This is a genomic window from Escherichia sp. E2661 (assembly GCF_004745185.1).
Lineage (GTDB): Bacteria > Pseudomonadota > Gammaproteobacteria > Enterobacterales > Enterobacteriaceae > Escherichia.
On record NZ_PDIG01000027.1, the window covers coordinates 23,327 to 40,791 of the forward strand.

At 49.6% G+C, this 17,465-nt stretch carries 15 protein-coding genes, 1 other RNA gene and 2 pseudogenes; 8 read left to right on the top strand and 10 right to left on the bottom strand.

All coding sequences use genetic code 11. The features are described 5' to 3' along the window. Positions 1–365 precede the first annotated feature (365 nt). Positions 366–1,241 carry a small-conductance mechanosensitive channel MscS gene (gene mscS / locus CRI63_RS14055; protein ID WP_135519859.1) on the top strand — a complete coding sequence of 292 codons (876 nt, stop codon included), beginning with the start codon at positions 366–368 and terminating at the stop codon, positions 1,239–1,241. A 41-nt stretch (positions 1,242–1,282) separates the two neighbouring features. Here the strand turns inward: mscS and dctP are convergent, their stop codons facing one another. Together dctP and CRI63_RS14065 are read right to left on the bottom strand one after the other, a co-directional pair. Then, positions 1,283–2,326: a TRAP transporter substrate-binding protein DctP gene (dctP, locus tag CRI63_RS14060; RefSeq protein WP_135519861.1), complete on the bottom strand. Its 1,044-nt coding sequence runs from the start codon at positions 2,324–2,326 to the stop codon at positions 1,283–1,285. Positions 2,327–2,380: 54 nt separating this feature from the next. Beyond that, positions 2,381–3,310, bottom strand: coding sequence for a hypothetical protein (locus tag CRI63_RS14065; RefSeq protein ID WP_135519863.1), 930 nt, complete (start codon positions 3,308–3,310; stop codon positions 2,381–2,383). Positions 3,311–3,523: 213 nt separating this feature from the next. On the opposite strand from CRI63_RS14065, the gene argO reads away from it, so the two are divergent. The 3 genes from argO to CRI63_RS14080 all read left to right on the top strand — a co-directional run bounded on the left by argO (position 3,524) and on the right by CRI63_RS14080 (position 6,058). Then, a complete protein-coding gene (gene argO, locus CRI63_RS14070; RefSeq protein WP_130217989.1) occupies positions 3,524–4,159 on the top strand; it encodes an arginine exporter ArgO in 636 nt (211 codons plus the stop codon). 92 nt (positions 4,160–4,251) lie between these two features. Further along, a complete protein-coding gene (locus tag CRI63_RS14075) occupies positions 4,252–4,992 on the top strand; it encodes an oxidative stress defense protein (protein ID WP_064529765.1) in 741 nt (246 codons plus the stop codon). Positions 4,993–5,161: 169 nt separating this feature from the next. Continuing rightward, positions 5,162–6,058, top strand: coding sequence for a LysR family transcriptional regulator (locus CRI63_RS14080; protein ID WP_130207863.1), 897 nt, complete (start codon positions 5,162–5,164; stop codon positions 6,056–6,058). Here CRI63_RS14080 and scpC read toward each other — a convergent pair. The 5 genes and pseudogenes from scpC to argP form a co-directional block, all read right to left on the bottom strand. Further along, complete coding sequence (scpC, locus tag CRI63_RS14085; RefSeq protein WP_135519865.1) at positions 6,055–7,533, bottom strand: propionyl-CoA:succinate CoA transferase; 1,479 nt, start codon at positions 7,531–7,533, stop codon at positions 6,055–6,057. The genes CRI63_RS14080 and scpC overlap by 4 nt on opposite strands. A gap of 25 nt (positions 7,534–7,558) precedes the next feature. Then, positions 7,559–8,344, bottom strand: coding sequence for a methylmalonyl-CoA decarboxylase (gene scpB, locus CRI63_RS14090; protein WP_135519867.1), 786 nt, complete (start codon positions 8,342–8,344; stop codon positions 7,559–7,561). Between the two features lie 10 nt (positions 8,345–8,354). Continuing rightward, positions 8,355–9,348, bottom strand: a pseudogene (gene meaB / locus CRI63_RS14095) (methylmalonyl Co-A mutase-associated GTPase MeaB). Then, positions 9,341–11,485: a methylmalonyl-CoA mutase gene (scpA, locus tag CRI63_RS14100; RefSeq protein ID WP_135519869.1), complete on the bottom strand. Its 2,145-nt coding sequence runs from the start codon at positions 11,483–11,485 to the stop codon at positions 9,341–9,343. The pseudogene meaB and the gene scpA overlap by 8 nt, the downstream one beginning before the upstream one ends. A gap of 204 nt (positions 11,486–11,689) precedes the next feature. Further along, positions 11,690–12,583 (bottom strand): DNA-binding transcriptional regulator ArgP, encoded by an 894-nt coding sequence (gene argP, locus CRI63_RS14105; RefSeq protein ID WP_000828349.1) that lies wholly within the window; start codon positions 12,581–12,583, stop codon positions 11,690–11,692. A gap of 392 nt (positions 12,584–12,975) precedes the next feature. On the opposite strand from argP, the gene rpiA reads away from it, so the two are divergent. The 3 genes from rpiA (at position 12,976) to ibsC (ending at position 15,422) form a co-directional block, all read left to right on the top strand. Next, the gene (gene rpiA / locus CRI63_RS14110; protein WP_000189743.1) at positions 12,976–13,635 is read left to right on the top strand and encodes a ribose-5-phosphate isomerase RpiA; all 660 of its coding nucleotides are present in this window, start codon (positions 12,976–12,978) and stop codon (positions 13,633–13,635) included. Positions 13,636–13,889: 254 nt separating this feature from the next. Next, entirely contained in the window at positions 13,890–15,122 is a 1,233-nt protein-coding gene (serA, locus tag CRI63_RS14115; RefSeq protein ID WP_130217979.1) for a phosphoglycerate dehydrogenase, read from the top strand. Positions 15,123–15,362: 240 nt separating this feature from the next. Then, a complete protein-coding gene (ibsC, locus tag CRI63_RS14120) occupies positions 15,363–15,422 on the top strand; it encodes a type I toxin-antitoxin system toxin IbsC (protein ID WP_071524576.1) in 60 nt (19 codons plus the stop codon). Between the two features lie 100 nt (positions 15,423–15,522). On the opposite strand, the pseudogene CRI63_RS14125 reads toward ibsC, so the two are convergent. From CRI63_RS14125 to zapA, 3 genes and pseudogenes are all read right to left on the bottom strand, one after another. Then, positions 15,523–16,126: pseudogene (locus CRI63_RS14125) on the bottom strand (5-formyltetrahydrofolate cyclo-ligase). 20 nt (positions 16,127–16,146) lie between these two features. After that, a non-coding RNA gene (ssrS, locus tag CRI63_RS14130) (6S RNA) lies at positions 16,147–16,330 on the bottom strand. Between the two features lie 41 nt (positions 16,331–16,371). After that, positions 16,372–16,701, bottom strand: a complete 330-nt coding sequence (zapA, locus tag CRI63_RS14135; RefSeq protein WP_001276008.1) for a cell division protein ZapA — start codon at positions 16,699–16,701, stop codon at positions 16,372–16,374. 167 nt (positions 16,702–16,868) lie between these two features. On the opposite strand from zapA, the gene ygfB reads away from it, so the two are divergent. Beyond that, the gene (gene ygfB / locus CRI63_RS14140) at positions 16,869–17,447 is read left to right on the top strand and encodes a UPF0149 family protein YgfB (RefSeq protein ID WP_001295378.1); all 579 of its coding nucleotides are present in this window, start codon (positions 16,869–16,871) and stop codon (positions 17,445–17,447) included. The last annotated feature ends 18 nt before the right edge of the window (positions 17,448–17,465 follow it).

The window sequence follows — 17,465 nt, forward strand, 5'->3', positions numbered from 1 at the left end:
ATGACAAAGCGCATATTGTCATCTGTCTGAGACCCGCTTTGCGGGTCTTTTTTTTCGCCAAAAGCAAAATTGCCTGATGCGCTACGCTTATCAGGCCTACACGAATCCTGCAATATATTGAATTTGCAGGTTTTTGTAGGCCGGATAAGGCGTTCACGCCGCATCCGGCATGACAAAGCGCACATTGTCATCTGTCTGAGGCCCGCTCTGCGGACCTTTTTTTCGCCAAAAGCAAGGTGATGTACTTAAGAAATCTGTGATCTATTTGGCAAAATTATGCTTTATTGTTTACCCTTGTCAGACTGCCCGTCGTAAGGCGGCGGAGTATGTTTCTCCAATTTAAGTCAGTTGAAAAGGAATATTGAATGGAAGATTTGAAAGTTGTCGATAGCATAAACGGCGCAGGATCCTGGTTGGTAAATAACCAGGCACTGTTGCTGAGTTATGCTGTAAACATCGTGGCGGCACTCGCGATCATCATCGTTGGTTTGATTATCGCGCGGATGATTTCCAACGCGGTGAATCGCCTGATGATCTCCCGTAACATAGATGCCACCGTTGCTGATTTTCTTTCTGCATTAATCCGTTATGCAATTATCGCCTTTACGTTAATTGCAGCACTGGGCCGCGTGGGCGTACAAACCGCATCGGTCATTGCCGTACTCGGTGCCGCAGGTTTAGCTGTAGGTCTGGCCTTGCAGGGGTCACTGTCTAACCTGGCTGCTGGCGTTTTGCTGGTTATGTTCCGCCCGTTCCGTGCAGGAGAATATGTTGACCTCGGCGGCGTTGCTGGTACTGTGCAGAGTGTGCAGATTTTCTCCACCACCATGCGTACCGCAGACGGTAAAATAATTGTTATTCCGAACGGTAAAATTATTGCCGGTAATATTATTAACTTCTCTCGTGAGCCGGCGCGCCGTAACGAATTTATTATTGGCGTAGCGTATGATTCTGATATCGATCAGGTTAAGCAGATCCTGACCGATATTATTCAGTCCGAAGATCGTATTTTAAAAGATCGTGAAATTACCGTACGCCTGAACGAACTTGGCGCATCGTCGATTAATTTCGTCGTTCGTGCCTGGAGCAACAGTGGCGATCTGCAAAACGTGTACTGGGATGTGCTGGAACGTATTAAACGTGAATTTGATGCTGCTGGTATCAGCTTCCCGTATCCGCAAATGGATGTGAACTTTAAGCGGGTGAAAGAAAATAAAGAGAGCGGAGCGGTAACACGTTAATCATGTGAAGCGCCCATGAAGTTCATGGGCGCACTACCAATTTAACGCATTGTTTCATCTAGTATATTGGCAACTTTTTGCATGACTTCCCCGGCTTTCTCCACGCCTTCATTATTTTGCTGTTCTACCCACTGAGTTTGCTCTTGCTGATAACCAATTGCTTTCTGCCAGGCGTCCAGTTCTGATTTTTTCAGATAGCGAACCTGTGCACCGTCCTGCTCAAGTGTTTTTACCATGCTGATCAGGTTGTTATCTAATGCCTTGCCCAGCGCTTTCTCGGTTGTAATGGCAGCTCGTTGAATCGCCTCACGATCTCTTTTATCAAGGTTTTCCCACGTTTGTTTATTCATTACCAGCAGATAGACATGACCAAGCCAGAGAGAAGGGGAGAGCAACACATTCGGCGCAGCACGTTCAGCATGGATGTCATATCCGCTATCAAGATTGACCATTAAGCCATCGAGTTTTCCCTCGCGGAGTGCTGTCGTAATTTGCTCATTCCACGGTAAAGTTACGGTTTTTGCTCCCGTATGATTTAAATAAGCCCGATGCCAGAAACTGGCTGTTCGCCAGGTGGTTCCCTGAAGCGCAGTCAATTTATCAATGGGCCTGGTAGAGAAAAAACCTACCGGGTAGCCAAGGAAAAACTGTAAATTCACGATATTGTTATGCTCAAGTTCAGCGTTAAACTCAGGCATTTCTGCATAAACGCGACGAAAAAATTCTACCTGACTGGTACCATGATCCGGGCCAATAGCAAAGCTCTTGAAGATTTGATGAAGCGGCAATTGTTTCGCTGTGTATTCCGGCACCACTATACCCATATCAGCTTTACTGCCATCGCTTATCGTCGCCAGTGCATCATAGCTGATGGCGGTTTCACCGTTCCAGTGTGGTTCGATTTTCAAACGCCCCTGAGATTCTTTTTCAATTTCGGCAAAAAATGTATTTTGAATTAGCTGGGTACGCATTCCGCCATAAGGTTCATGATCGGTATAGCGTAGAATTTTTTCTGCGGTAAAATTGGGTGTAGATATCAGAAGTGATCCTGATAACACAGAGAGTAAGAATGGTTTGAATATCATGTCAGTTCCTTCTGTAATTTTATTTGTCGTCATTAATATTAAAAGCTGTAAACTTTAACAACTAAAATCAAACTTCATATTTTTAAAGTCCAGCCAGGCATTACCCGCACCAAAATTATACCCGCCGAAATACTCCTCAAACTCAATATAATAAGGCGACATTTCGTTTGGTATAGACTGCACGGGCGCCATTGAACCACCGAGATGATCAAGCTGATGAGCGCTATGCCACTGGTGAGTTTCACATTTACTCTTTCCCTCTGCATCTTTAGAAAAATAACGAATGGACTGATATTCCGTATTATTTCTTTCTGTGGGGCTAATTCCCGCATTAGGATCAAAAGCGCGCGGCTCGCATGAAATCGCCAGATTGAAAGCCAGCGACTGCTCAGGAATGGTGCCCATTTTACGGTATACAAAATTGCTTTCAGGCGTATCTTTTGGCCTGACGTTAGCCTGAAAATAACTAAACGCACTGCCAATAGTCAGCCATTCTGGCGTATCTTGCTGGTCGCGATAGTGGTTAGGTATAAGTTCAGGTGGCTCACAAAATGGGCCGTTGAACTCGTGCTGGGTGAGTAAGATTACGGCATAAGAACAGCCTAATATATCTTCCATCCGAAATAGCCGTGGATGTCGTTGCTTTTCTGCCTGCCAGAAAACATAAAGGTCTGGATCTTTGGGTGGGGGGCAGGATTCAAAATTCTCAAACACATCCAATATTGCTTCCGTACAGGGTGTTCCGCCATCGTTGTGCTCGGGCGCAACAGCAAAGAAGGATAACGCGACAATCTCTGGCCCATAAATCCGATAATCTTCCGGCAACAGCAGGGTAAATCCATGATTCAATGGGAAACCATTATTTGGATCCAGCGGCCACTGTTCGGGCGTTATGCCTGGCGGTAGGCCAAAGCACCAACCTTGTTGGCGCGGCATATTTTCGTGGATAGGGTAGGGGAGAAGAGTGAGATCATAGGCTTGCATAGTGTTAGTCCTTTACAACGCTAGCAGGAAAGAGAGCCATAACGCCGTTTATGTTATGGGGAAGATGAGATCTTTATCCTAAAATCAGTTACCGAATAGAATTATTTATTTTTTTATTAAAATTATTTATATGCTATTAGCATTATAAATTTTATCTAATAACAATCCCGCGCTATAGTCTCTTTATCAGATAATTAGTTCGGAATGTTCAACGTGTTTTCTTATTATTTTCAAGGTCTTGCACTTGGTGCTGCTATGATTCTACCGCTTGGCCCGCAAAATGCTTTTGTGATGAATCAGGGCATTCGCCGTCAGTACCACATTATGATTGCTTTGCTCTGCGCGATAAGCGATTTGGTCCTGATTTGCGCCGGGATTTTTGGTGGTAGCGCGTTATTGATGCAGTCACCGTGGTTGCTGGCGCTGGTGACCTGGGGCGGTGTGGCCTTCTTGCTGTGGTATGGCTTTGGTGCTTTTAAAACGGCGATGAGCAGCAATATTGAGCTGGTTAGTGCTGAAGTGATGAAGCAGGGACGTTGGAAAATTATTGCCACTATGCTGGCAGTAACCTGGCTGAATCCGCATGTTTACCTGGATACCTTTGTGGTATTGGGCAGTCTGGGCGGGCAACTTGAGCCAGATCCCAAACGTTGGTTTGCGCTCGGGACGATCAGTGCCTCTTTCCTGTGGTTTTTTGGTCTGGCGTTATTAGCCGCCTGGCTGGCGCCGCGTTTGCGTACCGCCAAAGCGCAGCGCATTATCAATCTCGTGGTGGGCTGCGTTATGTGGATTATCGCCCTACAACTGGCGAAAGAGGGGGTTGCTCATGCACAAGCCTTGTTCAGTTAGGCGCTATCTGATGGAAAAATAAAACAGAGACGCTAAGCTTGCCTCCAGAGGTCCTGAATTTTGGGCAAGTCAATTAACACGGAGAGACTAACGTGAAGTTCAAAGTTATCGCCCTGGCGGCATTGATGGGTTTCAGCGGGATGGCTGTGCAGGCCAATGAACTACCGGATGGTCCGCACATTGTCACTTCAGGAACGGCAAGCGTTGATGCGGTGCCAGATATCGCTATTCTTGCTATTGAAGTTAACGTGACGGCGAAGGACGCCGCTTCTGCCAAGAAGCAGGCGGATGAGCGTGTCGCGCAATATATTTCTTTCCTTGAACTCAATCAGATCGCGAAAAAAGATATCAGTTCCGCGAATTTGCGTACCCAGCCAGACTACGATTACCAGGATGGTAAAAGTATCCTGAAAGGCTATCGTGCCGTGAGAACGGTGGAAGTCACGCTTCGTCAGTTAGACAAACTGAATTCCTTGCTGGATGGCGCGCTGAAGGCCGGACTCAACGAAATTCGTTCTGTGTCGTTGGGCGTGGCACAGCCAGATGCCTATAAAGACAAAGCGCGTAAGGCAGCGATTGATAACGCGATTCATCAGGCTCAGGAGCTGGCGAACGGCTTTAATCGCAAACTGGGGCCGGTATATAGCGTGCGCTACCATGTTTCCAATTATCAGCCCAGCCCAATGGTACGCATGATGAAAGCCGATGCCGCACCGGTTTCCGCCCAGGAAACTTACGAGCAGGCCGCTATTCAGTTTGATGATCAGGTCGATGTGGTCTTCCAGTTAGAACCAGTGGATCAACAACCCGCTAAAACACCTGCCGCACAATAATACTTGTAGCCCGACTCATTGTCGGGCTAATGTCTTTATCTGATATCGCCTCTTTTTTCTGTAATTTTCTGTAAAACCATGACATAAGCACCTATCTTTGCTTGCGATTTCATTAAGGATTAACTTACTGAAACGGTTAAGCGGACAGGGATGTTTGGAGGAAGCGGCGATGGATATTTTTATTTCGAAAAAGATGCGCAATTTTATTTTATTAGCGCAAACCAATAATATTGCCCGAGCGGCAGAAAAGTTACATATGACTGCTTCGCCGTTCGGCAAAAGTATTGCCGCGCTAGAGGAGCAAATTGGTTATACATTATTTACCCGTAAAGATAATAACATCAGCCTTAATAAAGCCGGGCAGGAGCTTTATCAAAAGCTCTTCCCGGTTTACCAACGGCTTTCTGCTATCGATAATGAAATTCATAATTCTGGACGTCGTTCTCGTGAAATTGTGATTGGTATCGATAATACCTATCCGACGATTATTTTTGATCAGTTAATTAGCCTGGGTGATAAGTACGAAGGCGTGACGGCCCAGCCGGTTGAATTCAGCGAAAATGAGGTTATCGACAATCTCTTCTATCGTCAGCTTGATTTTATTATCTCTCCGCAGCATGTTTCCGCTCGTGTACACGGGTTGGATAATCTAACAATGAGTGAACTGCCGCCGCTGCGACTGGGGTTTCTCGTTTCTCGCCGTTATGAAGAGCGTCAGGAGCAGGAGTTATTACAGGAGTTGCCCTGGTTACAGATGCGCTTTCAAAACCGTGCTAATTATGAAGCGATGATAGATGCGAACATGCGCCCTTGTGGGATCAATCCAACAATTATTTATCGCCCATACAGTTTTATGGCCAAAATCAGCGCCGTTGAGCACGGACATTTTCTTACGGTGATCCCACATTTTGCATGGCGGCTGGTGAACCCAGCTACGTTGAAATATTTTGATGCACCGCATACGCCAATGTATATGCAGGAATACCTTTATTCACTGAAAAATCATCGCTATACCGCCACGCTGCTACAGCAAATTGCTGAAGATCGTGACGGTACGAGCGATTAACCCAGCATTGAGCCCGTTTCGATCAAATTACGATGCAGATCGAAAACGTGGCTAAGATCGTGGTGAATATGCCCGCCGGGTGCATTCTCCAGATAGCGGTGCAGATAGTCACGGTACATCGGATGTGCGCAGTTATCGATGATAGTGCGCGCGCGCTGAAGTGGAGAGAGGCCACGCAAGTCGGCGATCCCTTGTTCTGTGATGATCACTTTCACGCTGTGTTCGCTGTGATCAACATGGCTGCACATAGGCACGACGGTTGAGATCTTGCCTTCTTTAGCAATCGACGGTGCCATAAAGATCGACAGATACGCGTTGCGTTCAAAATCACCGCTACCGCCGATACCATTCATTAAATTAACGCCGACTACGTGCGTTGAGTTGGCGTGGCCGTAAATATCAAACTCGAGGCCGACATTCAGAGCGATAACACCAAGGCGGCGGATAATTTCTGGGTTATTGGTAATCTCTTGCGGACGTAACACAATGCGACTGGCGAAGTAATCCATATTGGCGTAAATCTTGCGCAGTGAATCGGCAGAAATTGTCAGACTGGAGGCGCTGGCCCCGGTAATTTTGCCGGTTTCCAGAAGATGAACCACAGACTCCTGTAGCACTTCTGAATACATCATAAATGGAGGAATTTCCGGGTTTTCCCCCAGACGCGCCATTACCGCATTATTGATGTTGCCTACCCCGCTTTGCAGTGGCAGAAATTCCCGCGGAATGCGGCCCTGCGCCATTTCGTGCAACAAGAAGGTGACCACATTGTCGGCGATTTGCTGGCACATGGGATTTTGTTTATCCAGCGAGTTACCTGCATCAGGTAAGTTGGTTTCCACGACGGCGACAATTTTTTTCGGATCGATTTGTACATAGCGGGTACCGACGCGATCCATCGCATGGAAGATCGACACGCTATTGCGCCGCGGTGGCGCGCCAGGAGTCACAATATCCGCCAGCTCTGCAACGCGCGGATCGTGATAATGATTGAGTTCAATGATCACTTTCTTTGCACGCAGCAACCAGGTCGGGGCATTACCTATCCCACTGGTTAACCAGACGCGACCATCCGGAGCGAGGGCTGAGGCTTCAATTACCGCAACATCGATGTCGCCGAAAAAGCCGTAGTTGACCATTTGCGCAACTTCGCTCAAATGCAGATCAACAAAACTAACCGACCCCTGATTGATCTTTTTACGTAATCCCGATGATGTCTGATATGGCGCGCGCCATGAAACGGCGTCAGCTTCAGAGAGAATGTCATCGGCGGCGGCGCTAATCGACGCTCCGGTCAGCAGGCGAATTTGATACGGTTTTTTCGCCTCATGTTGTTCATTGGCGCGACGGGCAATGGCGACAGGAAGAGCCTTGGGCGAACCTGCAGGGGTAAAACCACTGAATGCCACCATATCATTGTGCTGGATAATTTCCGCCGCTTCATCGGCGGTCATCCTTGTCCGGGTAATATTCATCCTTTGCTCCTTAGTTCGTGGATCATTAATGACCGACGAAATTAGGTTTACGTTTTTCCAGGAAGGCGTTCATACCTTCCTGATAATCTTCGCTGTCATAAACCGCCCGGCGCATCCCTTGAATACGCTCAAATTCATCTGAATTCATGGTGTGCGCTTCACCCAACACGCGCAGCTCTTCCTTGATTACTGCAATGGCTAACGGCGCTTTTTCGGAAATGTGGTGAGCCATTTGTAAGGTGAAATCTTCCAGTTCATCGGCCTCAACAACGTGGTTGAGAATGCCAACAGCCAGCGCGCGTTGAGCGGTGATTGGCGAAGCGGTAAAAATCAGCTCTTTGACAATGTGGAAGCCCGCGTCACGAGTCAGGTTGTGGATCCCCACCAGGTTATACGGTACGCCCAGGTTGACTGGCGTCATTGAGAAAGTAGAAGTACTGGCGGCGATGATCAGATCAGAGCTCATGATCATTTCAAAGGCACCGCCCCAGACACTACCTTCGACCATCGAAATTACCGGTTTGGGGCATTTTTGGATCACGCGGGTAATTTGACGTAGCGGATCATCGTAAGAGAGCGGATCGCGACCTCCTGACGGCAACTCATGAATGTCGTGGCCTGCGGAAAAGACTTTGGAACCACCTGGGGCGCGCAGAATGATGCAACGGATTTCTGGACGGTTGAGATCGTTTAATGCCTGAATCAGGTCATCAATAAAGACTTTACTTAACGCATTGAGTTTGCGGGCATAGTTAAACTCAATGACCGCCACCTTGTTGATGATGGTTACATTAACATACTGATAAGACATAAAAATTCCCTTAATTAAAATACTGAGTCTGGATAAAATCACTGAGCTGCCGCAAACCTGTACGCGGCGAGAGCATATTATTTTTGACCGCCAGTAGCGTTTGGCTGTAGTAGCGATCGAAATCTTCATTAGTGAACAGGTGGTGCAGTACCTCTTCTTCGGTCTGTTTACGCAGCCATTCCACCGATTGTTGTTGCCGCACCTGTTGTAAACGACCACTGGTAGTCAGTGCGGTTTTGAAATCAATAATTGCGCGCCATATCTCATCGATACCGCATTTTTCCAGTGCGCTACAGGTGAGGACCTGTGGCTGCCATTCGTCATATTTGCGGCGCAGAATATGCAGAGCGCTTTCGTACATATGGCGGGTAATGGCGACATTTGTGTGGTTATCACCATCATCTTTGTTGATGACAATCAGATCTGCCACTTCCATCAGTCCCTTTTTAATGCCCTGGAGATCATCGCCGCCACCGGCAATTTGCAGCGAGATAAAGCAGTCCACCATGCGGGCGACTTCCGTTTCTGACTGCCCGACGCCGACGGTTTCAACGATCACCACGTCATAACCCGCCGCTTCACATAACAGCATTAACTCCCGCGCCCGCTGGCTGGCGCCGCCAAGGTGACCAGATGACGGAACCGGGCGAATAAATGCTGCATCGGCACGCGCCAGTTCGGTCATACGAGTCTTATCCCCAAGGATGCTGCCACCGGTCACTGGGCTGCTGGGATCGACGGCAATCACTGCGACCTTAAGCCCCTGGCGAATCAGTAACATGCCAAAGGCTTCAAGAAAGGTACTTTTTCCTGCTCCTGGCGTGCCGTAACGCCCAGTCGCAGGGCGTTACCACAAACGGCATGATGGCATCAAGCAGTTGAGTGCTGAGTGCCTGATGGCGAGGGTGACGGCTCTCAACCAGCGTCATGGCCTGGGCGAGCGTGGCTCGCTCACCCAGACGCAGGCGTCGAATGCTGTCTGCCAGCGTGGCTTCGTTAATCATGATGTTGGCTAATCCGGTTCAGCACATCACGCACGCTGTCAAGCATGGGAGTTCCAGGACCGTAAATCGCCGCCACGCCACGCTCTTGCAGGAAGGCATAATCTTGCGGCGGAATAACGCCACCGGCGACCACGCAAATATCTTCGCGCCCCCATTTTTTCAGGGCTTCAACCAGTTCCGGGATCAGCGTTTTATGTCCTGCTGCAAGCGAGGATGCGCCCACCACATGAACGTCGTTTTCCACTGCCAGGCGGGCGATCTCTTCCGGCGTGGAGAACATGGGACTCAAATCAACGTCGAAACCAAGATCAGAATAGGCGCTGGCAATAACTTTCGCTCCGCGATCGTGTCCATCTTGTCCCATTTTGGCGATCAGAATGCGCGGGCGACGACCATTGTCGGCAAGGAACAGCTCCGTTTGCGCAACAATTGCATCAAACTCGGAGGCTGATTTTTCCGACTGATGATAGCTTTGCGCAATGACGCCGGTAACGCACTGGCTCGGTACCAGATAACGGTCAAAAGCGGCTTCCAGCGCATCGGATATTTCACCCAGCGTCGCGCGAACGCGAGCCGCATTAACAGCGGCAGCCAGCAGGTTTTCGTTATGCTGTGCAGCGTGAGTCAGAGCGTTCAATGCGGCGGTTACGGCGGCATCATCACGGGTGGCGCGAATGCGTTCCAGCGAAGCAATTTGCTCGTTACGCACCATCACGTTGTCGATTTCAAGGACATCAGTTTCATCTTCGTGATCCAGTTTGTACTTGTTGACGCCGACGATCACGCGTTTGCCCTGGTCGATCAACGACTGTTCACGAGCAGACGCTTCTTCGATCATCCTTTTTGGCAGACCTGCTTCGATCGCCTTCGCCATGCCTCCGGCTTCGTCGATCTGATCAATGATGGCTCTGGCCTGTTTCACGATCTGATCGGTTAGTGACTCAACGTAATAAGAACCGGCCAGCGGATCGACGGTGCGACAGAGTTCAGACTCTTCCTGAATAATGATCTGGGTGTTACGGGCAATACGAGCCGAAAAATCGGTCGGCAAACCAAGCGCTTCATCAAAGGCATTTGTATGCAGCGACTGGGTTCCGCCAAGGGTAGCTGCCAACGCTTCAATGGTGGTGCGGATAACGTTGTTATACGGATCCTGTTCGGTGAGACTCCAGCCGGAGGTTTGACAGTGGGTGCGTAGCGCCAGCGATTTCGGATCTTTGGCACCAAACCCGCTTACTGCTTCGCTCCAGAGATAGCGTGCGGCACGCAGCATGGCGACGTTCATAAACAGGTCCATGCCGATACCAAAGAAGAACGACAGGCGCGGGGCGAAGTCATCAATTTTTAAGCCAGCAGAGAGAGCTGCTTTGATGTACTCAATCCCATCGGCGAGAGTAAACGCCACCTGTTGCACACAGTTCGCACCGGCTTCGCCCATGTGGTAGCCGCTGATGCTAATGGTATTGAAGCGCGGCATATTGCTGGAACACCAGGCGATAATGTCAGCGATAATGCGCATAGAAGGTTTCGGTGGGTAAATATAGGTATTGCGGCAGAGGTACTCTTTGAGGATATCGTTCTGAATTGTACCCGTCAGTTTATCGGGGGGAACGCCTTGCTCTTCTGCCGCCACGATATAAAAGGCCAGCACTGGCAGGACTGCGCCGTTCATGGTCATCGAAACCGACATTTTATCCAGCGGGATTTGGTCGAAGAGCACCTTCATATCTTCTACGGTGTCGATAGCGACGCCCGCTTTGCCAACATCGCCCGCCACGCGCGGGTTATCGGAGTCGTAGCCACGGTGGGTGGCAAGGTCAAACGCCACGGAAAGACCTTTTTGCCCGGCAGCCAGGTTACGGCGATAAAAAGTGTTGGACTCTTTGGCGGTCGAGAAACCGGCATACTGACGGATGGTCCACGGTTGGGCGGTATACATGGTTGCGCGGGGACCACGAACATAGGGCGGCAAGCCAGGAAGGGTACCGGTCACTTCCAGATTGTCGAGATCGGCTTCGGTATACAGTGGCTTGATGGCGATCCCTTCCGCCGTTTGCTGAACCAGTGAGTCGACGGTTTTCTCCCGACGGCTCAACTCCTTGTTGGCAAGCTGTTGCCACTCTTGCACGTTTGACATTATTTGCTCCATAAAACGCAATAAAAATGAGGGTGTTTGCGCTTACGGTGAGCTTTTTATACGGGTTTGTCGCCAGCAAAAAAAATGGAATGGGGCGTCGTTTTTTGCCGTGTGAGATTAGTCTGTTTTGTGACGTTATTCAAAGAATAAAAAAGAAAAAAAGAAAAAACGCCTGATATGTGCTACCAGGCGTTAACTGATTGATTAATCCTGACGAAGCACTTTGTGACCATAGTCGAGCAAAGCATCAGTGACTTTACGCATCATGCGGCTTTCTGGGGCAAAGCGATGCCAGTAGAGCATTCGCCGTTGGAATAGCCCGGGCGTCAGATCAATCAACTCTCCGCTGGCCAATTCTTTTTCAATTTGCAGGTGTGGGATCATACAGCAGGTTGTACCCTGGCGAGCGAGCTGCACGAAGGCTTCGGACGAGTTAACGATATGGCACGGTACGCTACCTGGCGGCAGATCGAAATTTTGCTGCAAAAATGCCTGGTGCATATCGTCAAGATGGTCAAACGCGACTACTGGTGCTTTGAGCAGCGCAGAGCGGCTTACTCCGTTGGGGAAGTATTTCTCGGCAAACGGTTTGGAGCTGACGAACAGATAGTCGAGCGCGCCAAGTTTATCGACCAGGCAACTAGGCAGCGCCTGATGTTGAATACTCACCGCGCCGACCACTTCACCTCGGCGCAGACGCTCCTGGGTGCGAGTTTCATCTTCTACCTGTAAGTTCAGACGAATAGGCGAATCAGCCAGTACAGGAGCCAGTGCCGGAAGCAACCAGGTTGCCAGACTGTCGGCGTTGACTGCCAGCGAGAGCAGTAGTGGGGTGGAACCGGTTTGTTCATCGCCCAGCCACTCTTCTTCCAGCAGCTCGACCTGGCGAAGCAGTGCCAGTAATTTTTGCCCTTGTTCTGTCGGGCGCGGGGGAACTGTTCGCACCAACAGCGGCTGCCCGAACATATTTTCCAGTTGCTTAATGCGCTGTGAGACGGCTGATTGCGTAATGCACAACTTTTGTGCCGCGCGCTCAAATCCTCGTTCACGTATCACCGCATCCAGTGCCTGTAATGTCCTGTAGTCCGGGCGTTTCATTTCTCTAACCTGCTCCTCAAATATTCTCATGCCGAACTATGACATAATTTTGCTTTGGTTACAGAGTATTTAACGCATACAAAAGCGGTCATAGTGGACATTTTGGTTGGCAATACCGTGCTTTCTAAGCCTTTGTGAAGTACCCAGGCCGTGTGTTGTAAAGGTTGGTTTATCGGCCAATAATCCCATTGCGTCTGCGCGGGAGAACGGAGAGTTGGTGCAACGGTTTATGCAGTGGAGCTGAATATCAGGCCCCTTGTCTATCTTTTTCCTGAAGAGCAACATTGCCCGTTATTTTATGGATGAGTTAACCACGCGGCTTGCCAACGGGGTCTGAATCGCTTTTTTTGTATATAATGCGTGTGAAATTTCATACCACAGGCGAAACGATCATGACGCAGGATGAATTGAAAAAAGCAGTAGGATGGGCGGCACTTCAGTATGTTCAGCCCGGCACCATTGTTGGTGTAGGTACAGGTTCCACCGCCGCACACTTTATTGACGCGCTCGGTACAATGAAAGGCCAGATTGAAGGGGCCGTTTCCAGTTCAGATGCTTCCACTGAAAAACTAAAAAGCCTCGGCATTCACGTTTTTGATCTCAACGAAGTCGACAGCCTTGGCATCTACGTTGATGGCGCAGATGAAATCAACGGCCACATGCAAATGATCAAAGGCGGCGGCGCGGCGCTGACTCGTGAAAAAATCATTGCTTCGGTTGCGGAAAAATTTATCTGTATTGCAGATGCTTCCAAGCAGGTTGATATTCTGGGCAAATTCCCGCTGCCAGTAGAAGTTATCCCGATGGCACGTAGTGCAGTGGCGCGCCAGCTGGTGAAACTGGGCGGTCGTCCGGAATACCGTCAGGGTGTGGTGACCGATAATGGCAACGTGATCCTCGACGTCCACGGCATGGAAATCCTTGACCCGATCGCGATGGAAAACGCTATAAATGCGATTCCTGGCGTGGTGACCGTTGGCTTGTTTGCTAACCGTGGCGCGGACGTTGCGCTGATTGGCACACCTGACGGTGTCAAAACCATTGTGAAATGATCTGACGGGGGAACCTCCCCCGTTAAAAAAATTCTCTTCGTTAAATTTGGTGACATGTGTCACGTTTTTACCAGGCTATTGTCGATTGCTCTAAATAAATCCTCTAAACCAGCATATTCATCCAAGAAATACCTTTGCGTGATATTTCCTCAACATCGCGACGCAAACGTTCATATTGCCGCAATATTATTTTTTGATATGTTGAAAGGCGGACGCAAATCCGCACACAACATTTCAAAGACAGGATTGGGTAAATGGCAAAGGTATCGCTGGAGAAAGACAAGATTAAGTTTCTGCTGGTAGAAGGCGTGCATCAAAAGGCGCTCGAAAGCCTTCGCGCGGCAGGTTACACCAACATCGAATTTCACAAAGGCGCGCTGGATGATGAACAATTAAAAGAATCCATCCGCGATGCCCACTTCATCGGCTTGCGATCCCGTACCCATCTGACCGAAGACGTGATCAACGCGGCTGAAAAACTGGTCGCTATTGGCTGTTTCTGCATTGGGACCAACCAGGTTGATTTGAATGCTGCGGCAAAACGCGGGATCCCGGTATTTAATGCCCCGTTTTCAAATACGCGTTCCGTTGCTGAGCTGGTGATTGGCGAACTTCTGCTGCTATTACGCGGAGTGCCGGAAGCCAACGCCAAAGCGCACCGTGGCGTATGGAACAAGCTGGCCGCAGGCTCTTTTGAAGCGCGCGGCAAAAAGCTGGGTATCATCGGCTACGGTCATATTGGTACGCAATTGGGCATTCTGGCTGAATCGCTGGGAATGTATGTTTACTTTTATGATATTGAAAACAAACTGCCGCTGGGCAACGCCACTCAGGTACAGCATCTTTCCGACCTGCTGAATATGAGCGATGTAGTGAGTCTGCATGTGCCAGAGAATGCATCTACCAAAAATATGATGGGCGCGAAAGAGATCTCGCTGATGAAGCCGGGCTCGCTACTGATTAACGCTTCGCGCGGAACGGTGGTTGATATTCCGGCGCTGTGTGACGCGCTGGCGAGCAAACATCTGGCGGGGGCGGCAATCGACGTATTCCCGACGGAACCGGCGACTAACAGCGATCCGTTTACCTCTCCGCTGTGCGAATTCGACAACGTCCTTCTGACGCCACACATTGGCGGTTCGACTCAGGAAGCGCAGGAGAATATCGGCCTGGAAGTTGCGGGCAAATTAATCAAGTACTCTGACAATGGCTCCACACTCTCTGCGGTGAACTTCCCGGAAGTCTCGCTGCCGTTGCATGGTGGACGCCGTCTGATGCACATTCACGAAAACCGCCCGGGCGTGCTGACTGCGCTGAACAAAATATTTGCCGAGCAGGGCGTCAACATTGCCGCGCAATATCTGCAAACTTCTGCCCAGATGGGTTACGTCGTTATTGATATTGAAGCTGACGAAGACGTTGCTGAAAAAGCGTTACAGGCCATGAAAGCTATTCCGGGTACTGTTCGCGCCCGTCTGCTGTACTAATTCCCCTTCTCTGACAATCAACGGGCAGGTCACTGACTTGCCCGTTTTTTTATTCCCTTTTACCGCGCTAATTACGGCCTTTGCATCGCTGTGTAATCGCCTTTGCGAGCCTGCTCGAAGAAATAAATTAAAGCTAGATCAATGCGTTGTGTTTATTCAAAGAGGATTTACGATGACGGGGCAGCACAGGGCTGTAACGGTAAAGCCCTCACCGAAGCGAGGGCTTAAAGGAGAAGGGTTATGATGCGACTTGTCATCATACTGATTGTACTGTTACTCATAAGTTTCGGAGCTTATTAACAGTCAGTCACAGGGGAGGAGTAATCCTCCCTTACCCTTACTCACTAAATTAGGTCAAAGAATCAACGATGTCAATCAGGGCGATGCAGGTGTGTCGCCCTCACCACTCCCAGATTTTCGATGGCGTAACCACCGCAGGCAGCGGGACGTCCCATTCTTCTACGGGGAGTTTTTCCACCAACTGGCAATCATGGGCATAACCTACTGGCTGCATGTTGTAGTGCTGCCAGTTTTGCAATGTCCGATCATAAAATCCACCGCCCATTCCGAGGCGTTGACCGAACACATCAAAGGCGACCAGCGGCGTTATCAGGACGTCTAATCGGGAAAGGGGTAGCACGTCACGCACGTCCAGTTTTGGCTCGTGGATCTTCAACCTGTTCATCACCAGTTCACTCTTAGGATGGTAATTCAGGAACAGTAAATTACCGGCACTAAAGGGATGTAAAACTGGAAGATACACGCGCTTACCTGCGCGCCAGAGTTGCTCTATGAGCGGCTGGGTGTCGAGTTCGCCATCAAAAGAGAGAAATAACAGCGACCGTATGCGCCATCACAACAGGGGGATAACTCATCATCCGCATGGCAGCCAGCTGGCCCGTTTCACGTTGTTGCTCCGGCGTTAACGCACGACGACGCTGCCGAATCATTTTACGGATTTCTTGTCGGGATAATGTCAGTGGGAGTTCTGGTAGTTGCGTCATGGCTGGTGCCAGATAAGAAGGGAATCTCCGAGATGCCGCCGCAGGCTGTAACCCTTGAACCCTTGGTTCAAGGTGAATGTGTCGTCGCAGTTTTAAGGCTTCTCGGACGGACCGAGCATGCTCACCAACCACGGAGCGCCACATTCTTGTGGTATGAAATATCGGCTCAGGGGACTGGCCCGCTTGCGAACATCTCAGAGAAATTTTGTCTTCACGGTTACTCTACCACAGTAAACCGGAAAGTGTCATTCAAAGTTTTGGTTCGTTTTTTCGGTGATGCGGCCTTGTTCAAGTAACGCTTGTTCTATGGTCTGTTGCAGCATCCGAATACGCTGTTCCATACTTGCCGCGTAGTCACGAGTCTTCGCTTTTTCTTGCGCTAACTCGTAGCTGATATTCAATGCGGCAATGAAAACCAACTGTTCAGTATTTGTGACTCTAGTGCGTTCTTTCAGATCTTGCAACCGTTGGTTCAGATCGTCCGCAGCCTGATTCAACGCATCCCTTTGGTCAGGCGGGCAGTTCACACGCAGTGAACGGCCAAAAATTTGGATATCGACGGGTTGTGCAGACATGCCACCTTCCTGCTGATTGACTGCGCTGCCTTCGCCTTCAGACCTTTGGTCTGCGAAGGGGCGAAACTATAGCTACCCTGGTGCAATGAGACAAGCCCTTTTCTGGTCCACCAGGGTCCAAAGTGATAGCATATCATGAATCTTCCTCCCTTTGATGCCGAATGCTTATGTCAATACAGAACGAAATGCCTGGTTACAATGAAATGAACCAGTATCTGAACCAACAAGGGACAGGTCTGACCCCTGCTGAGATGCATGGTTTAATCAGTGGGATGATATGTGGCGGTAATGATGACAGCTCCTGGCTGCCGCTGCTTCACGACCTGACGAACGAAGGTATGGCTTTCGGGCATGAACTTGCCCAGGCATTGCGCAAAATGCACTCTGCCACCAGTGATGCCTTGCAAGATGACGGCTTCCTTTTTCAGCTTTATCTGCCTGATGGCGATGACGTTAGCGTTTTCGATCGCGCTGATGCGTTGGCAGGCTGGGTAAATCACTTCCTGCTCGGTCTTGGCGTCACTCAGCCGAAGCTGGATAAAGTGACCGGTGAAACTGGCGAAGCCATTGACGATCTGCGTAACATCGCGCAACTGGGCTACGACGAAGACGAAGATCAAGAAGAGCTGGAAATGTCGCTTGAAGAGATCATCGAGTACGTCCGTGTTGCCGCGCTGTTATGCCACGACACCTTTACTCATCCGCAACCGACCGCACCAGAAGTACAAAAACCAACTCTACACTAAAAACAAAAAACGTAAGGA

Bases quoted from the DNA above. Each gene is read 5' to 3' on its own strand.
- mscS (WP_135519859.1), top strand. From the start codon at position 366: ATGGAAGATTTGAAAGTTGTCGATAGCATAAACGGCGCAGGATCCTGG.
- dctP (WP_135519861.1), bottom strand. From the start codon at position 2,326: ATGATATTCAAACCATTCTTACTCTCTGTGTTATCAGGATCACTTCTG.
- CRI63_RS14065 (WP_135519863.1), bottom strand. From the start codon at position 3,310: ATGCAAGCCTATGATCTCACTCTTCTCCCCTACCCTATCCACGAAAAT.
- CRI63_RS14080 (WP_130207863.1), top strand. From the start codon at position 5,162: ATGGATATTTTTATTTCGAAAAAGATGCGCAATTTTATTTTATTAGCG.
- scpC (WP_135519865.1), bottom strand. From the start codon at position 7,533: ATGAATATTACCCGGACAAGGATGACCGCCGATGAAGCGGCGGAAATT.
- scpB (WP_135519867.1), bottom strand. From the start codon at position 8,344: ATGTCTTATCAGTATGTTAATGTAACCATCATCAACAAGGTGGCGGTC.
- scpA (WP_135519869.1), bottom strand. From the start codon at position 11,485: ATGTCAAACGTGCAAGAGTGGCAACAGCTTGCCAACAAGGAGTTGAGC.
- argP (WP_000828349.1), bottom strand. From the start codon at position 12,583: ATGAAACGCCCGGACTACAGGACATTACAGGCACTGGATGCGGTGATA.
- rpiA (WP_000189743.1), top strand. From the start codon at position 12,976: ATGACGCAGGATGAATTGAAAAAAGCAGTAGGATGGGCGGCACTTCAG.
- serA (WP_130217979.1), top strand. From the start codon at position 13,890: ATGGCAAAGGTATCGCTGGAGAAAGACAAGATTAAGTTTCTGCTGGTA.
- zapA (WP_001276008.1), bottom strand. From the start codon at position 16,701: ATGTCTGCACAACCCGTCGATATCCAAATTTTTGGCCGTTCACTGCGT.
- ygfB (WP_001295378.1), top strand. From the start codon at position 16,869: ATGTCAATACAGAACGAAATGCCTGGTTACAATGAAATGAACCAGTAT.